Origin of the sequence: Aliivibrio sp. SR45-2 (assembly GCF_963890165.1) — a bacterium.
Classification (GTDB): Bacteria; Pseudomonadota; Gammaproteobacteria; order Enterobacterales; family Vibrionaceae; genus Aliivibrio; species Aliivibrio salmonicida.
On sequence record NZ_CAWPRC010000190.1, the window covers coordinates 1 to 15,848 of the forward strand.

The window sequence follows — 15,848 nt, forward strand, 5'->3', positions numbered from 1 at the left end:
TAAGCCACAGCCTTTACTGTAACACCATTGACCAAAGTAATTGCTTGCTTCACGAGCAAAACGGGAGGTTCCCCATGCTGATTCATTAGCACCTTGGCTTAATACTAACGGCGCAGGGATCAAATCAACCTTAACCAATAGAGAAGAAAGCCATTCAGAAGTAATTCCTTCATCAGAAAGAGCACTTTTATAAGATTCAGCCAACTCTCCAACTCTCGTCGTTTCCGCCGACGTTAACGATTCTGATTTAGCGACTTTATCCGAAATTCGCTCTAAAAATACACGCTCTTCAGCAACACGTATATTTTCATTCATTACCGCGGGATACATAAAATTAAAGAAGGCTGCTTTTTTTTCTTTCACATCCTTGAATCCCTTAAAATCAGGCACATCTTCTTTGGGTGTACAGGCAACAACCGTTAATAGTGTAATCGCCGAAATTAGAATTTTTTTAATCATTAGAAACTCACGCGTTAAAAATATTATTTTGAACTTGATGATCTGGGCCGTTGCCCTCATCGTCTTTTTTAACCATCACTTTTAACGTAATACCAAACATATTACGATAAAGAATGCCTTTAATATTGAAGATAAACGGCATCACAACAATTAAACCAACACCATACAACGCAATACCAAAAACAAGAGCCAGCATAATAACAACATGAATAAGCAGCATTGAGCCGAGTTTCTTATTTGTTGCTCTAAAAGAAAGCAGCAACGCTTTTAGTGGCATCACTTTCTTTTCACAGACAAGTAAAATAGCAAAGCCAAATGCCATCGATAGGTACAAAGCCACTAACGGAAGGTAAAGATTAACCATTCCTTGGAATACTTCAGATAAAATAGTGACAAGTGCAACCATTCCAGCAGAAGCAATACCTTTAAATATATATTGCGTAGGACACTTTATTCCCGCGGCATGACTCATCCCCATCAAACTGGCGCCAGCGGTTAATGGAGAAACAATAACTTGAGCACTTAAACCTGCAACAAAAGCGGCATAAGATATTTTAGATGTTAATTCGACTTCGCCTAAAATAGCCTTAAACAAAACAGCAGGATCACCTAACTGAATTTGCAAAGCTAAAAAGAAAATTGCCATATAAGAAAACGTCAGCAAAAGAATTGCTGGAGAAAAAGTAAAAAAATGTTTAATCGTATTTTTCCAAGCTTCTTGGATAACACTAACAGGGCTTAATTCAACTTCGCCTGATAAGGCTTTTTCGATGCTACCACCAAGGACAAACGTTTTTTCTTTCGGTTGTTCATTCATTTTTGCACACCACAATAAAACATGGCGCGATTATACGGCTTTCACCATCTGAGTGCAGTAGTCATAAAAAAGAAATTAACGATTTATTTGATAATAGCGGAATATCATCAAAAACAATTGTAACAAAACCAACCAAGTTGCTGATCTTTGTCTATAATAAAGCACGAAATATATACAGAATAGTTATGATAATCAGAGTCTTTTAAAAAAATATGACTAATGAAATAAAAAACACTTTGCATATCGTTACTTGGGGTCTATTATGCGCCCGAAATCACATCATACATTCACCACACTAAGAGCGGTATCACTACCCAAGGCGGAGATAAAAAGACATTGAACGTTACACTACAATCCGAAAAAAATGCGGTTATTAAATTAACGGGCATTTCAAAAAGCTTTGATGGAAAAGAAGTTATATCTAAATTTGATTTAGACGTAAATCACGGTGAATTTTTAACGATTCTAGGCCCATCAGGTTGTGGTAAAACCACAGTGTTACGCATGATTGCAGGTTTTGAAACCGCAGATGCAGGAACAATTTTACTGGATTCGAAAGATGTAACGTCTATCCCCGCAGAACAGAGGCATGTGAATACTGTATTCCAAAGCTACGCCCTATTCCCACACATGACGGTATTTGACAACGTTGCGTTTGGTTTACGTATGCAAAATGTGCCAAACAAAGACATCGAATCACGCGTAATGGAAGCATTACAAATGGTGCGTCTAGCACAAATGGCAAATCGTAAACCGCACCAGTTATCAGGTGGTCAACAACAACGTATCGCGATTGCACGTGCTGTTGTAAATAAGCCAAAAGTTCTATTGTTAGATGAATCTTTATCTGCCCTTGATTACAAATTGCGTAAGCAAATGCAGATTGAGCTAAAACAACTACAACGTCAGTTGGGTATTACTTTTATTTTTGTAACTCACGATCAAGAAGAAGCCCTCTCTATGTCAGATCGCATCATTGTTATGCGTGACGGTGTTATCGAACAGGACGGTACTCCTCGTGAAATTTACGAAGAACCTAAGAACTTATTCGTTGCTCGCTTCATCGGTGAAATCAATGTGTTCGCCGCTACGGTGCTAGAACGCCTAGATGACAAGCGAATCAGAGCCGAAATCGAAGACACGTCAGCAGTCGTTTATTGTGATCTGGATGTCAACCCAGGCGATAAAGTAAAAGTGCTACTGCGCCCTGAAGATTTGCGACTGGAAGAAATTAAAGAATCAGACACCAAAGGCATCACCGGTTACGTTCGTGAACGTACTTACAAAGGGATGACATTGGACTCTGTTCTTGAATTAGATTCAGGCATGCGTGTCATGATCAGTGAATTCTTTAATGAAGATGATCCAGATGTTGATCACTCTTTAGGTCAAAAAGTAGCAATTACTTGGGTTGAAAGTTGGGAAGTGGTGCTCGCAGATGAACAAGAAGTTTAATCTCCAAAATATCATCATCACCGTTATTGTAACGTGGTTACTGTTGTTCGTGTTCATTCCTAATGTAATGATCATAGGCACAAGTTTCCTTACTCGTGATGAAGCAAATTTAATCGAAATGACGTTTACACTAGATAACTATCTTCGTCTTTTTGATCCTTTGTACGCAAAAGTACTGTGGCATTCATTTTATATGGCCATTGTTGCAACACTACTGTGTTTAGTTGTGGGTTACCCATTTGCTTACATTGTTGCAAAAATGCCAGAAAAATGGCGTCCATTTATGCTGTTTTTAATCATTGTTCCTTTTTGGACTAACTCACTGATCCGTACTTACGGACTTAAAATTGTGTTAGGAACTCAAGGTATTTTGAATAAAGGGTTACTTGCGATGGATATCATTGATAAACCATTACGCATTATGTATTCAGAAACAGCGGTAATGATAGGTTTAGTCTATATCCTATTACCATTTATGATTTTGCCTTTGTACTCTGCAATTGAAAAGCTAGATAATACCTATTTAGAAGCAGCAAAAGATCTTGGCGCAAATAAGCTGCAAACACTGTTAAAAATAGTTCTGCCATTAACCATGCCAGGGATCATTGGTGGTTGCTTATTAGTTCTACTCCCCGCTCTTGGTATGTTCTACATTTCTGATTTATTAGGCGGCGCGAAAAACCTATTAATCGGTAATGTTATTAAAAGCCAAGTATTAAACGCTCGAGATTGGCCATTTGGTGCAGCGACCAGTATTGCCCTCACCTTGGCAATGGCATTAATGCTGTATGCCTATTATCGAGCTGGCAAGTTATTAAATAAAAAGGCGGATCTAGACTGATGGGACGCGCAATAAAAATCAGCTTTATGAGTTTGGTGTATATATTCCTATACCTACCAATCATCGTTTTGATCGTAAACTCATTTAACGCAAGTAAATTTGGCATGAAATGGGGTGGATTTACCACCAAATGGTATGAAGCGTTAGTCAACAATGACAGCTTAATGCAAGCTGCTTGGCATTCAATTACGATTGCCGTAATTTCAGGCACCGCTGCAACCATTATTGGTAGCTTAACTGCCGTAGCCTTATTTCGTTACCAGTTTAAAGGCAAAAAATTTGTTAACGGTTTACTGTTCATCGTCATGATGTCACCAGATATTGTGATGGCTATTTCACTCTTGGCTATCTTCTTGGTGATTGGATTTGAACTTGGATTTTTTACACTATTAATTTCTCACATTACTTTCTGTCTTCCCTTCGTGGTAGTTACGGTATACAGCCGTTTGAAAGGGTTTGATGTAAAAATGTTAGAAGCGGCACGAGATCTAGGCGCTAGCGAATGGGTTATCTTAAAACAAATTATTTTACCGTTAGCTAAACCTGCAGTGGCTGCTGGCTGGCTATTAAGCTTCACATTGTCACTGGATGACGTGATTATCAGTTCGTTTGTAACAGGACCAACCTATGAGATCTTACCACTGAAAATCTATTCAATGGTAAAAGTAGGTATTTCACCTGAAGTAAATGCCCTAGCAACCGTCATGTTAATCGTATCACTTGCTTTAGTTGTGCTATCACAACTGCTAGCAAGAGAGAAAATAAAGTAACGTTTAATAAATTCAAATACATTGTTTCGTATAAACAATGAAATCTGGAAGACATGCCTTTTGTTCGACATGTCTTCTTTTTTATCACTCTAATGGAGAGTCAATCAATGAACAAAATGGCTGCGTTTTTTACTGGAACCGCCTGCGCTTTAGCAATGACAATGAATGTTGCACACGCAAAAGAAAATGATGAATTGGTATTCATGAACTGGGGACCATACATCAACAGTAATATTATCGAAGAATTTACTAAAGAGACTGGAATTAAGGTGATCTATTCTACCTACGAGTCTAACGAAACCTTATATGCAAAAATGAAAGCGCATAACAAAGGTTATGATTTAGTGGTTCCATCAACGTACTTTGTCGCAAAGATGCGTGATGAAAAAATGCTTCAACCTATTGATAAATCAAAAATATCAAATTTTGATGGTTTAGATACTAACTATTTAAATAAACCTTTTGACCCTCAAAACGAATACTCAATCCCACACGTAGTCGCCATTACAGGTTTAGCGGTCAATACTGACATGTATGATCCCGCTGACTTTAATAGCTGGGCTGATTTATGGAACCCAGAATTTGAAGGCCAATTAATGTTAATGGATGATACTCGTGAAGTATTCCATATTGCATTACGTAAGTTAGGTTACTCAGGTAACTCTACCAATCCTAAAGAAATTGATGAAGCCTACGCTGAGTTGCAAAAACTAATGCCAAATGTATTAGTCTTTAATTCAGATAACCCAGCCGCTCCCTATTTAGCAGGAGAAGTTGGCCTTGGTATGCTTTGGAATGGTTCTGCCGCCGCAGCACAAGCTGAAGGATTACCAATTAAACTGATCTTCCCTAAAGAAGGCGGTATTGGTTGGGTAGACAATTTTGCAATCCCTGCTGGTGCAAAAAATGTAGAAGCATCTCATAAAATGATAAACTTCTTACTTCGTCCAGACATTGCTGCCAGAATATCCACGGATACTGGTTACCTAACAGCTGTTCAAGTTTCTAATGACAAATTCAAAGATGTTGCCCCTCTATTTCCATCTCAAGCAGATCTAGATCGCGTCGAGTGGCAATCAGCAGTGGGTAACATGACGGTAAAATACGAAGAGTATTTTTTAAAACTGAAAGCCGGACAGTAGCCTAACCCTTTACTGACCAACTCAATAGCAGCGTTTATCGCTGCTATTTTTATTTTTACCATTCAAATATCCTTTCTTTTTTGTAAATACATTTCCATTTCTTATAAAGCCATGATGTTCATCGCAAAAATTGCTATACTGCTTAGCTATTAGTAACACTCCCCATCTTATTAGGAGAAGGAAATGAAAAAGTGGACAACTCTCGTCTCTACAGGACTGTGCGCTGCAGCCTTAATCGCTGGTAATGCACAAGCTGCAGATAAAGAGCTCTATTTTTATAACTGGTCAGAATACATTCCTAACGAAATTTTAGAAGACTTTACAAAAGAAACTGGTATTAAAGTCTATTATTCAACTTATGAGTCTAATGAAAGCATGTACGCTAAATTAAAAACTCAGGGTTCTGGATATGATCTAGTCGTTCCTTCTACTTACTTTGTGTCTAAAATGCGCAAAGAAGGCATGCTACAAAAAATTGATAAAACAAAACTGCCACATTTTAAAGATTTAGACCCAAATTACTTAAATAAACCATTTGATCCAAACAATAACTATTCTATCCCATACATTTGGGGAGCGACGGGTATTGGCGTCAACGCTGATATGATGAACCCTGCAGATCTTCATTCTTGGAATGATTTCTGGGATGAGAAATGGGAAGGTCAGTTAATGATGATGGATGACTCTCGTGAAGTGTTCCATATCGCATTAACTAAACTTGGTTATTCAGGGAATACAACAAACCCAGATGAAATTAAAGCGGCTTATGAAGAGCTTAAAAAACTAATGCCAAATGTATTAGTCTTTAACTCTGATTTCCCAGCAAATCCATACCTTGCTGGTGAAACAAGCGTAGGTATGCTTTGGAATGGCTCAGCTTATATGGCTCGTGAAGAAGGCGCAAACATTCAGATCGTATGGCCAGATAAAGGCACGATTTTCTGGATGGACAGCTTAGCTATCCCATCAGGAGCTAAAAACATCGACGCGGCACACCAAATGATGGATTTCTTACTTCGTCCAGAGAACGCAGCTAAAATTGCTTTAGAGATTGGTTACCCTACGCCAGTTAAATCAGCATATCCTCTTCTTCCTAAATCGTTTGCAAACGATCCAAACATCTTTCCACCACAAGAAGTGATGGACTCAGGTGAATGGCAAGATGAAGTCGGTAAAGCAAGCGCACTTTACGATGAGTATTTCCAACGCCTAAAAGTTGATATGTAATAGTTCATGTATCCATTAAAACAAAAAGCCAATGATTATATTCATTGGCTTTTTTATTTAATAAGAGAAAATAACCGACAAAGTAAACGTTATGCTTCTAATAGTTCAGAAACAAGTTCAGGCACTAATACTCCCGCTTTCCCATAACGCTTTTCTTCAAACTCATCTTCAACAGCACTTGCTTCAAGATTAATTTCAATGGTATGTGCACCATGTAATGTGGCTTCATGAACAAAGCCAGCAGCAGGGTAAACAGAACCTGATGTACCAATAGAAATAAACAAATCTGCCTGACTTAATAGATCGTGAATTCTTCCCATTTCAAGAGGCATTTCACCAAACCAAACAACATGAGGACGTAACTGTGCAGGGATCTGACAACAATGACACAAATCACCAGTCTGTATATCATCAGTACAAGCAATCACTTGATTCGATTCTTCACAGCGAATCTTATTGAGTTCACCATGCATATGAATCACATTTTTACTTCCACCACGCTCGTGTAAGTCATCAATATTTTGAGTCACAATAGTAACGGTCCCATCGAGTTCTTTTTCTAATTGAGCTAATGCTTTATGTGCCGCATTTGGTTGAATAGCATCACTCTTTAATAACGCTCGACGTTTATTATAGAAATCTTGAACCAAATCAGGATCCTTGAAAAAACCTTCCGGTGTCGCTACATCTTCAATTCGGTGATTTTCCCATAAGCCATCACTGGCGCGAAATGTTTGAATCCCAGATTCAGCGGAAATACCAGCGCCAGTTAAAATCACAATATTCTTATATGGAAAAAGCATGTCATCATCCTTTATTTATTCTAAAACACGTATTATTTCTACAGACTATCAACAAGATCAATCAGTTAAATATAACATAACACAAAAATATCACTATCACTTGTAAGGGCATCTAAAAACAAAATCATAACTCACTTTATTCAATTGCATTGAACACTTACAATTAGTCAAACGTTGGTCAATTACCATTAATCGAGACGCTCATGTTAAAGCAAGCCAAACAAATGATTGTGTTCAACGCACTACATCAACAACAAAGCTTTACTAAAGCTGCTCAACTTCTCGAAATATCTAGAACTCAGGTAAGTAAACAGATCCAGTTGCTTGAAGAACGCTTAGGAGTTCAATTAGTGCAACGAACCACTCGTTCTTTTTCTCTTACCGAAGCGGGTCAATCTTTTGCCGTCCATTGCGCGAATATTGCCGATGAAATCAATGAAGCAGAAAATGAACTGCTTTCTAATGTAGACAATCTACAAGGAAAACTACGAGTCGGTATTGCTCAGTCATTCGCAACCAATCATATTTTGCCTTATCTGTCAGAGCTTCATCTGCGCTACCCTTTATTGAATGTTGAAATTACCTTGTTTGATCATAAAATTGATGTCATCGCAGAGCAATTAGACTTATGGATAGGAGTCATGGACTCTCCTCCTGAAGGATTTGTTGCTCGTCACTTAATTGATTGTCATTTTGTTTTAGTTGCTAGCCCTTCTTATCTTTCGATACAAGGGATCCCTTATCATCCTTATGATTTAAAAAAGCATAATTGTTTAACTTATGTGAGCCGAGAACGTAAAGACAATGTATGGGGGTTTCATAAAGATAACGATAATCTACAAATTAAAGTCTCAGGGAATTATCGCATTGATTCAGCTGATGCGATTCGGAATGCAACAATTGCAGGAAGTGGAATTGGTTACGTTGCAACGTATTTACTGTCTGATGAATTGCGTACCGGTAAGCTGATCCAACTCTTACCCGATTGGGAATTAAATCAGTCGATGCCGTTATATGCCGTTTACCCTCGTCGTAAATTCTTACCTAAAAAAGTCCATGTTTTTATGGAATTTGTTCGTCAGCATATTAATTCAGAGAAAATTGATAATATATAAACGACGAAACATGCAATCATTAGGGATAATATTCAGCCTTATTATCCCATATAGTAACAACTGACTCTTATATACGTGATAAAACTCTCAATTATTACCTTTTTGATGAATAGACAATCAATTAGCCTTCTTTTTGTTATTCTTATGTACGATCAATAACAACTTGATCCTTGTCACACTTTTATTTTTGACTAGAATACCTTCGCAATCATTACACTAGTTATTATTGGAGTTTGGCTGTGGACTTTCTGGTCAGTATTTTAGGCATTATTAGCCTTTTTACGGTTGCATTTCTTTTTTCTGAAAATCGACAAGCGATTAAGTGGCGCACAGTCTTAGGTGCTTTCTTTATTCAAATCTTGTTTGCCGGTTTCATTCTTTATGTTCCTATCGGTCGCACCATTTTAAACGGCATATCTACTGCGGTTTCAGATATCATTGCTTATGGCCGCGTTGGAACTGAATTCTTATTTGGTGACTTAGCACAATATAAATTAGGTTTTATTTTTGCGGTTAACGTTTTACCAACGATTGTTTTTTTCTCTGCGTTAATTTCTGTGTTGTACTACCTTGGTATCATGGGATGGATAATTAAAACCATCGGTGGCGGGTTACATCGCTTTCTTGGAACCACACGTACAGAATCAATGTCAGCTACCGCAAATATCTTTGTTGGCTCTGTTGAAGCGCCTTTAGTTGTACGCCCTTTCCTTGCAAAAATGTCGCGTTCTGAATTATTTGCTGTAATGGTCGGTGGTCTCGCCTCTGTCGCTGGTGGCACAATGGTTGGTTACGCAGGTTTAGGCGTTGAGTTGCGCTATTTAATTGCAGCGAGCTTTATGTCAGCACCCGCTGGTTTAATGATGGCAAAATTAATTGTTCCTCAAACTGAAGAGATTGATGAGTCTACGCAGTACGAAGAAGAAACCCCTGATGATGCACCAGTAAATATCATTGATGCCGCCTCTCAGGGCGCGTTAAATGGATTACAAATCGTATTTGCGGTTGGTGCCAGTCTGTTGGCTATTATTAGCCTTATCGCTCTATTGAACGGTGGATTACATAAGATTGGGATGCTGGTTGGATTTGACCATTTAAGCTTAGATCTTATCTTTGGCTATTTGTTTGCCCCTGTTGCTTGGTTAATTGGTGTTCCTTGGTCTGAATCCATGGTGGCTGCAAGTTTAATCGGTAAAAAGATTGCCATTAATGAATTTGTTGCCTTTGCGGATTTAATGACAGTCAAAGATCAATTAAGTGAACATTCGCAAGCTATCGTAACGTTCGCTCTATGTGGTTTTGCGAACTTAACGTCTATTGCGATGTTAATGGGAGGATTAGGCGGTATTGTTCCAAGCCGTCGCCCAGATATTGCACGGTTAGGCATGAAAGCTATTTTTGCAGCAACATTAGCAAACTTAATGAGTGCCACAGTTGCTGGCATCTTCTTGTCTTTCTAATCTCACCTCTATGTAAATCATAAAAAAGACACCCTATTCGCGGTGTCTTTTTTTATCTATTACGTATAAATAGCGAGATATTAAAGCTTTGTCATCTCATTCAGCACGAATGAAGACACCATGCCTTCTGTTGCTTTTACATAACCAATCAAATGAGGGCTATTTAAGTGATCTTGTAGCAACTCGCGGCTTTCCCACTGCTCATAGAATACAAACACACTTGGATCTTCATTATCTTGGTGCAAATCATATTGAATACAACCCGCTTCTTTAAGCGTCGGTTCAATCAGCTTTAGTAGCTCCGCTTTTACGAACTCTACCTTATCATTATGAGCGTCAATTTTTGCAACGATAGTCAGGACATTATTCATGTTACTATTTTCCGTTATTGAATTTAGATACTGTCAGAATATACGATTAAAATTAATAATGTAAGTACACACCATTTTGATAACAGGTTACTTTTTATATACCTAACATCCTCTAATTCAATAAAAAACAGCCAACCAAATCGTTAAATTATCGGGATCCGTTTTGCTCACTTTATGCTTTTGATGCGCAGGGATCGTTAAATAATCTCCTTTGCATAACGTTTTCTCTATACCATCATCAAACAAAATGGTGCCCGACCCCTCTAATACCAATATCCATTCATTTTCATCTTGGTCATACCAACCAGAGACAGGTGAGCTCTGTCCAAAAGATACGATTCTTTCAATACGAACAGCATGAGTACTGACGAGATCAGTAAACACTTCATTCGTTAAATCACTCGGTATATTGTTAAACAGATTATCCATCAAATAGTCCTTTTAGTCAGGCAGTACCACTAATCCTAATGACTCTAATAATTGCTCTTGTTGCCATGCACAGATCTTAACACCGGTTAAATCAATTCTACGGGGATCTAAACCATCCAATTCACAATGACATAAGTTTGCATCTTGCATTCTAAATTGACCCCACGAGTCTTCAGAGAATGCGCCACGAGAAAGGTCCGATCCCTTAAAAGATGCCCCTTGTAAATTAGCTCCGTTCCATTTGTTCTCAAACAAGTCACATTTCTCGATACATAGGCGTTCAAAATTCGCATAAGACAAATTACACCCCGTAATATAAGCAGAGCAGAAATACATTTGATGACTTATTTGATTAACAAAACTGGCTTGAACAAAATTAGCTCCTTTTAAATCACACTCTCTAAATTCGACACCAAAGCAATTTGCGCCTTTAAAATTAGACATGGTTAAGCGACAGCGTTTAAATGATGCGTCCCTTAAGTCACTGTAATCAAAATGACAACCTTCAATTGCCCCCTGTTCGATAAAAACACAATCAACAAATCGGGAGTCTCTCAGATTGGTTCGATTGAAATCACATCGATAAAACTTACACCCTTCAAAATAGGATTCTCTTAAATCTTGTTTCGAAAAATCCACGTTATCAAATATTTCATTATATTTAGCCATGCTTTACTTCTCCAATTCGTATGAAAGAAGACTACCAGTATCTGAAGTAAAGACCAATAAATATAAATCATTAAAAAACAACAACTTAAAATGACCGTAAATGGGCATTTAAAGGCGCCAAATAAGCGCCATATAGCATAAAAAACAAAGGTAGGGCTGCGGCATTGAAAAAGAAAGTTTCATCGAACCTCGTGTGATTTAGCACTACATAAATAATTAACTATAAAGCGCTCTCTTTATTTTATTTCAGGGTATATAGACTTCCTTCTTAAATTAAACATCGTCATATCGTGATGTGTTTTAAACACAAAAAAATATAGAGAATTCTAATGAAAAAATTAGCAGTGGTAATAAGCGCAACTCTTCTTTTAACATCAACAGCGTCTTTGGCTGAAGTCTACGTTGGTGCAAAAGCGGGTAAATCTTGGTTAAACGAAGCTTGCCTCTCAAGCATCAACTGTGATGATGAAGATAAAACCATTGGTGCATTTCTAGGGTATGAGATGTGGGATATTCTTTCTATTGAAGCGGGTTATGACTACCTAGGTAAGTTTACCGCCTCTGGTTTGAATGACGACAAAGTAACTGCGATTACGCTTGCACCTAAGGTAAACTTACCAATTACAGACACCGTTTCACTTTATGGTAAATTCGGTGGCGCATTTGTTGAATATGGTAATCAAGAAGATTATTCATACCTTGGTGCTGCTGGTCTTGAATTTATGTCTAATGACAATATCTCGGTACGTCTTGAATACCAATATATTAGTGACATTAATAATGAGATTGTTCGAGCTTCAGGAAACTCTGCAACTTTAGGCATTGTATATAAATTTGGTAACAACGAAAAAGCAACTCAACCCGTCGTTCTTATTGAAGAAAGGCCACAACCGAAGCCTGTTATTAAAGCAGAAATCGTAGAAAAAGAAGTGGTTAAACCAATCATCACGACTGAAACCTTTAAAACTAAAAAATTGAATTCAAACAGCTTTGAATCAAATAGCACGGCGCTAACGGAAGAAAGTAAACAGAACTTAACGAATCTTGTTGATATTCTAAGTGCTTATCCAAAAGCAAATGTTGAGATTACGGGTTACACAGATTCAACAGGTTCAGCGTCTTACAATCAAATAGTATCAGAAGAACGTGCACTTTCTGTAGCAAATGAATTAGTCGCGAAAGGCATTGATGTATCACGTATTTTAATTGAAGGCGAAGGCGAAAATAACCCTATCGCCTCAAATAAAACAAAAGAAGGTCGTCAGCAGAATCGTCGTGTTGAAATCACGATCCCTGAATTTGATTACCAAGCTCAAAAGTAAAATAATAAGCTCCAAACTCTCATTTGGAGCTTATTGTATTTAACGATAAGTACGTAATTAGTCGATTAACGAATAAGTTGAACATCTTTCTGTTTAATAAATAGAAGAACGTCTGCACTCGGAGAAATGTTCAGCTTGAGTATATTGTCACAGCAATGACCTAATAACTCGGTTGCCTTTGCCTCCCAATCAACACTGCTTTCATTGCTGTCTAATATTGAGTAATAGTATCTTTTGGTACTTCTTTTACTGTAGTAATTGACGACACCGGCTTTATCTAATAGAGACAATTCACTGATCTCGCTTTTACATTTAAATATAACTTCTTCACAAGCAATTTTTTGATGCTGTTCTACAAGCAGTTTAACAAGAATAGATTCAGCAGCAGCACCTAGCGTTATGGTGCTTAAGTAATCTCGCTCATTTAAATATAATTTGATTGCCCTATTTACTTGATGTAATGCAATTGACAAGTTATCCATATTCAATCCTTGAGTATGTAAAAAACACGACTATTAAGTCTAAATACATCATCAAAAATAACTGCAATCACGATCACTAATTTTGAAAAAGTCGGTTAAAAAACAATCTAAAAATGACGGTGGCATCAAATATATAATGACGTAATTATCAAGAAAAAGGACACGAACGCATACATTGTCACGATTAAATTTTCTTTGCGTACACTTCTTGCCACAATGTAATTAAATCATTTTCATCAAATTTAAGCAGTAACATCGCTTCAAACGCTTCAATGCTTCCATCTATTCGACGCACTTTAGCCGACATCACCGTAACCACTTTATCTGCATCACAAAGGTACTCTTGTACTTTATAGCAAATAGACTCAATGTTTGCTTTAAACCCATTTAAAAACTCTAAATATGAATGGTGATTTGCTTTGTATTCAAGACCATTGGCTTTAACTACAAACTCATCGGCAAAACAAGTGGCAAGATCGGATTCAAAAAGAGTGGTTGATGCCTTTAAGTTTTCTTTATTCCATTCTAACAACTGGATGGCGAGGGTTTTTAATTCTTTCATTTTAATGCTTCTTTTTGGGCTAATTCCTATATAGGACAAACCTATTGGGTTTATGTTCCAAAAAAATACATTAAAAAATAAACCGCTTTAAGATAACGACTTTACCGTGCGGATAGCCTCTAAAATAGAATCAAAGCCAATTTTAGCGACGCAGCATGAACCTAAACTTGATGCATGCGCTTTAACTAATTCAGTGACCTCTTCAAGAGTACTTACTTTATTTGTAGGGATAATCTTCGCGGCATTATCTTTAGGATCATTAAGCATAAATATAGCCCCGATTGAATCGATAAGAACATCATTCTCTTGATAACCTAAATAATGCAATTCAGATTCACGTTCCCATTCCATTATATCTGAAAGATAATCCAACTCAGGATCCCCATCGAACTTTACTATTGCAGGCCAAACTACCATTTTGTGTCTTCCTTGTATTATACAGTGAGTCTATTTTCTTCTATAAGCCAGTCCATCGTAACCACTGTTGCTAATGAACACACATTTAAATCCGTTTGATCGACAAATTTTAACTCTTCAATTTCAGCATCCGCGGCAAGTTCGCCCGTAAATTCAGCAAAATAACAAGTGAGTTGAACTGATACGCCACTTTCTTTTCCGTCAGCTTGGGCAACAAACGTATTCGCATAGTGAATCGTATTAAGACAAAGATCGACAGATAATTCTTCTTTGATTTCTCTTACTAAAGCCTGCTCATCACTCTCGCCAAGTTCTCGCTTTCCACCAGGAAGATAAAACAGCACTTTACCTTTTGAACGAACCGTTAAAAATTTACCGTCTTTAATGTAAATCCAAGCCAGTTTATCGATTACTTTATTCATAAAACCCTCACAGAAATCACTCAATAGAATTTAGCCCTTTCAAGAAAAAGAAAACAAGATAAATTCGGAGGTAGGTCACATTACCTATTAAGTAGATCAATTAAATACCATATTCTAGAGTCAGTAGTATAAGATAAAACCTAATGAATGGAATCATGAAAATAGGTATGTCTATGAATAAATTAAGTATAATGACGCCTGTTCTCGTCAGTGTTAGCTTGCTCTTTCTGCTTTCTGGCTGTGCTTCTACTGAACAAGCCACCACAGTAAAAACGACTCCTAACGTCAAACAATCATTGCAAATACCAGGGCTGAAACATTGCTCGAATACGAAAGATAACACCCTTAATATTGATCCAAATACCCCATTAACGGTTATTGTTCATGGTTGCTTTTCTTCCGCCGGAAAATTTAGAGCGTTATCAGAAGTCTACGATTTGAATGATCAACAAGCGATTTGCTTTGAATACGATGACAGAGATAGCCTCGAAACATCCTCAGGAGAGCTCGTATACGCTCTTAATCAATTATCTAAATACAACCCTAATCAACCGTTACATGTTATTGGACATAGCCAAGGCGGGCTTGTTGCACGAAGAGCATTAACGTTAGACAGAGAAGACAAACAAATCATCCATTCAGAACAGATTAAATTAACCACAGTATCTTCGCCCTTTAATGGCATTAATGCGTCATCACACTGTGGAATTACTTCATTACGAATATTATCACTCGGTATTGTCGATCTTATCTGCTACGCCGTTACCGGTGAGAAATACCAACAAATCCCCCCAAATGTTGATTTTATGACAACACCTGGTGAATTATCGCCATCGGTATCACAACACTTAATTATTAAAACCGATGAACGTAACCAGTGCCGCCGCATGAGTGAAAACCAACGCTGCCTAGAAGATGATTATGTATTTAGTTTGGAAGAGCAATCAAATACAGCGGTTGACGCCTTTTCTGAGGTAATTCCAATTACAGTGGAAATCGGACATGTGAAAATTGTCGGTAATGAAGTATTCACACCGACAACGCTTATCAATATTTTAAAAGAACAACAGTTACTATTAACAAAA

The 15,848-nt window shown here is 37.5% G+C and carries 18 protein-coding genes and 1 pseudogene; 9 read left to right on the plus strand and 10 right to left on the minus strand.

Translation table 11 applies throughout. The features are described from left to right. Positions 1-459 (minus strand): annotated as a pseudogene (locus AACV33_RS18070) (glucosaminidase domain-containing protein); the annotation flags it as partial. A 7-nt stretch (positions 460-466) separates the two neighbouring features. Then, entirely contained in the window at positions 467-1,276 is an 810-nt protein-coding gene (locus AACV33_RS18075; RefSeq protein WP_012550226.1) for a membrane protein, read from the minus strand. A 336-nt stretch (positions 1,277-1,612) separates the two neighbouring features. On the opposite strand from AACV33_RS18075, the gene potA reads away from it, so the two are divergent. The 5 genes from potA (at position 1,613) to AACV33_RS18100 (ending at position 6,711) form a co-directional block, all read left to right on the plus strand. Then, positions 1,613-2,731 carry a spermidine/putrescine ABC transporter ATP-binding protein PotA gene (potA, locus tag AACV33_RS18080; RefSeq protein WP_012550227.1) on the plus strand — a complete coding sequence of 373 codons (1,119 nt, stop codon included), beginning with the start codon at positions 1,613-1,615 and terminating at the stop codon, positions 2,729-2,731. Next, a complete protein-coding gene (potB, locus tag AACV33_RS18085) occupies positions 2,715-3,572 on the plus strand; it encodes a spermidine/putrescine ABC transporter permease PotB (protein ID WP_012550228.1) in 858 nt (285 codons plus the stop codon). The genes potA and potB overlap by 17 nt, the downstream gene beginning before the upstream one ends. Beyond that, positions 3,572-4,342 carry a spermidine/putrescine ABC transporter permease PotC gene (potC, locus tag AACV33_RS18090; protein WP_065610416.1) on the plus strand — a complete coding sequence of 257 codons (771 nt, stop codon included), beginning with the start codon at positions 3,572-3,574 and terminating at the stop codon, positions 4,340-4,342. The genes potB and potC overlap by 1 nt, the downstream gene beginning before the upstream one ends. A gap of 107 nt (positions 4,343-4,449) precedes the next feature. Beyond that, positions 4,450-5,484 (plus strand): extracellular solute-binding protein, encoded by a 1,035-nt coding sequence (locus AACV33_RS18095; RefSeq protein ID WP_023603248.1) that lies wholly within the window; start codon positions 4,450-4,452, stop codon positions 5,482-5,484. A gap of 183 nt (positions 5,485-5,667) precedes the next feature. Beyond that, a complete protein-coding gene (locus tag AACV33_RS18100) occupies positions 5,668-6,711 on the plus strand; it encodes an extracellular solute-binding protein (protein WP_012550231.1) in 1,044 nt (347 codons plus the stop codon). An 89-nt stretch (positions 6,712-6,800) separates the two neighbouring features. Here AACV33_RS18100 and cobB read toward each other — a convergent pair whose 3' ends face one another. After that, on the minus strand, positions 6,801-7,514 hold the full coding sequence (cobB, locus tag AACV33_RS18105) for a Sir2 family NAD+-dependent deacetylase (protein WP_017022327.1): 714 nt from the start codon (positions 7,512-7,514) through the stop codon (positions 6,801-6,803). Positions 7,515-7,717: 203 nt separating this feature from the next. Between cobB and AACV33_RS18110 the strand changes: the two genes are divergently transcribed. Both AACV33_RS18110 and AACV33_RS18115 read left to right on the plus strand, forming a co-directional pair. Then, positions 7,718-8,629 carry a LysR family transcriptional regulator gene (locus AACV33_RS18110; protein ID WP_017022326.1) on the plus strand — a complete coding sequence of 304 codons (912 nt, stop codon included), beginning with the start codon at positions 7,718-7,720 and terminating at the stop codon, positions 8,627-8,629. A 239-nt stretch (positions 8,630-8,868) separates the two neighbouring features. After that, positions 8,869-10,089 carry a NupC/NupG family nucleoside CNT transporter gene (locus tag AACV33_RS18115; RefSeq protein ID WP_017022325.1) on the plus strand — a complete coding sequence of 407 codons (1,221 nt, stop codon included), beginning with the start codon at positions 8,869-8,871 and terminating at the stop codon, positions 10,087-10,089. Between the two features lie 80 nt (positions 10,090-10,169). Here AACV33_RS18115 and AACV33_RS18120 read toward each other — a convergent pair whose 3' ends face one another. From AACV33_RS18120 to AACV33_RS18130, 3 genes are all read right to left on the minus strand, one after another. Beyond that, the gene (locus AACV33_RS18120) at positions 10,170-10,460 is read right to left on the minus strand and encodes a putative quinol monooxygenase (protein ID WP_017022324.1); all 291 of its coding nucleotides are present in this window, start codon (positions 10,458-10,460) and stop codon (positions 10,170-10,172) included. A gap of 117 nt (positions 10,461-10,577) precedes the next feature. Continuing rightward, on the minus strand, positions 10,578-10,889 hold the full coding sequence (locus AACV33_RS18125; RefSeq protein WP_182700507.1) for a cupin domain-containing protein: 312 nt from the start codon (positions 10,887-10,889) through the stop codon (positions 10,578-10,580). 12 nt (positions 10,890-10,901) lie between these two features. Beyond that, the gene (locus AACV33_RS18130) at positions 10,902-11,558 is read right to left on the minus strand and encodes a QnrAS family quinolone resistance pentapeptide repeat protein (protein WP_182700508.1); all 657 of its coding nucleotides are present in this window, start codon (positions 11,556-11,558) and stop codon (positions 10,902-10,904) included. A 329-nt stretch (positions 11,559-11,887) separates the two neighbouring features. Here AACV33_RS18130 and AACV33_RS18135 point away from each other — a divergent pair, with 329 nt between their 5' ends. Beyond that, entirely contained in the window at positions 11,888-12,880 is a 993-nt protein-coding gene (locus AACV33_RS18135) for an OmpA family protein (protein ID WP_017022323.1), read from the plus strand. Between the two features lie 65 nt (positions 12,881-12,945). Here AACV33_RS18135 and AACV33_RS18140 read toward each other — a convergent pair whose 3' ends face one another. From AACV33_RS18140 to AACV33_RS18155, 4 genes are all read right to left on the minus strand, one after another. After that, positions 12,946-13,362: a hypothetical protein gene (locus tag AACV33_RS18140; RefSeq protein ID WP_012550238.1), complete on the minus strand. Its 417-nt coding sequence runs from the start codon at positions 13,360-13,362 to the stop codon at positions 12,946-12,948. Positions 13,363-13,546: 184 nt separating this feature from the next. Next, complete coding sequence (locus AACV33_RS18145) at positions 13,547-13,924, minus strand: hypothetical protein (RefSeq protein WP_017022322.1); 378 nt, start codon at positions 13,922-13,924, stop codon at positions 13,547-13,549. 87 nt (positions 13,925-14,011) lie between these two features. After that, a complete protein-coding gene (locus tag AACV33_RS18150; protein ID WP_012550240.1) occupies positions 14,012-14,341 on the minus strand; it encodes a DUF4144 family protein in 330 nt (109 codons plus the stop codon). Positions 14,342-14,358: 17 nt separating this feature from the next. Beyond that, positions 14,359-14,763, minus strand: coding sequence for an NUDIX hydrolase (locus AACV33_RS18155; protein WP_012550241.1), 405 nt, complete (start codon positions 14,761-14,763; stop codon positions 14,359-14,361). Between the two features lie 173 nt (positions 14,764-14,936). On the opposite strand from AACV33_RS18155, the gene AACV33_RS18160 reads away from it, so the two are divergent. Continuing rightward, positions 14,937-15,848, plus strand: a 912-nt coding sequence (locus AACV33_RS18160) for an esterase/lipase family protein (RefSeq protein ID WP_255458625.1), incomplete at its 3' end; no start/stop codon positions are given.

What these genes read in the sequence shown, in the direction of transcription:
- AACV33_RS18075 (WP_012550226.1), bottom strand. Translation starts at nt 1,276, where the DNA reads ATGAATGAACAACCGAAAGAAAAAACGTTTGTCCTTGGTGGTAGCATC.
- potB (WP_012550228.1), top strand. Translation starts at nt 2,715, where the DNA reads ATGAACAAGAAGTTTAATCTCCAAAATATCATCATCACCGTTATTGTA.
- potC (WP_065610416.1), top strand. Translation starts at nt 3,572, where the DNA reads ATGGGACGCGCAATAAAAATCAGCTTTATGAGTTTGGTGTATATATTC.
- AACV33_RS18095 (WP_023603248.1), top strand. Translation starts at nt 4,450, where the DNA reads ATGAACAAAATGGCTGCGTTTTTTACTGGAACCGCCTGCGCTTTAGCA.
- AACV33_RS18100 (WP_012550231.1), top strand. Translation starts at nt 5,668, where the DNA reads ATGAAAAAGTGGACAACTCTCGTCTCTACAGGACTGTGCGCTGCAGCC.
- cobB (WP_017022327.1), bottom strand. Translation starts at nt 7,514, where the DNA reads ATGCTTTTTCCATATAAGAATATTGTGATTTTAACTGGCGCTGGTATT.
- AACV33_RS18110 (WP_017022326.1), top strand. Translation starts at nt 7,718, where the DNA reads ATGTTAAAGCAAGCCAAACAAATGATTGTGTTCAACGCACTACATCAA.
- AACV33_RS18120 (WP_017022324.1), bottom strand. Translation starts at nt 10,460, where the DNA reads ATGAATAATGTCCTGACTATCGTTGCAAAAATTGACGCTCATAATGAT.
- AACV33_RS18125 (WP_182700507.1), bottom strand. Translation starts at nt 10,889, where the DNA reads ATGGATAATCTGTTTAACAATATACCGAGTGATTTAACGAATGAAGTG.
- AACV33_RS18130 (WP_182700508.1), bottom strand. Translation starts at nt 11,558, where the DNA reads ATGGCTAAATATAATGAAATATTTGATAACGTGGATTTTTCGAAACAA.
- AACV33_RS18135 (WP_017022323.1), top strand. Translation starts at nt 11,888, where the DNA reads ATGAAAAAATTAGCAGTGGTAATAAGCGCAACTCTTCTTTTAACATCA.
- AACV33_RS18140 (WP_012550238.1), bottom strand. Translation starts at nt 13,362, where the DNA reads ATGGATAACTTGTCAATTGCATTACATCAAGTAAATAGGGCAATCAAA.
- AACV33_RS18145 (WP_017022322.1), bottom strand. Translation starts at nt 13,924, where the DNA reads ATGAAAGAATTAAAAACCCTCGCCATCCAGTTGTTAGAATGGAATAAA.
- AACV33_RS18150 (WP_012550240.1), bottom strand. Translation starts at nt 14,341, where the DNA reads ATGGTAGTTTGGCCTGCAATAGTAAAGTTCGATGGGGATCCTGAGTTG.
- AACV33_RS18155 (WP_012550241.1), bottom strand. Translation starts at nt 14,763, where the DNA reads ATGAATAAAGTAATCGATAAACTGGCTTGGATTTACATTAAAGACGGT.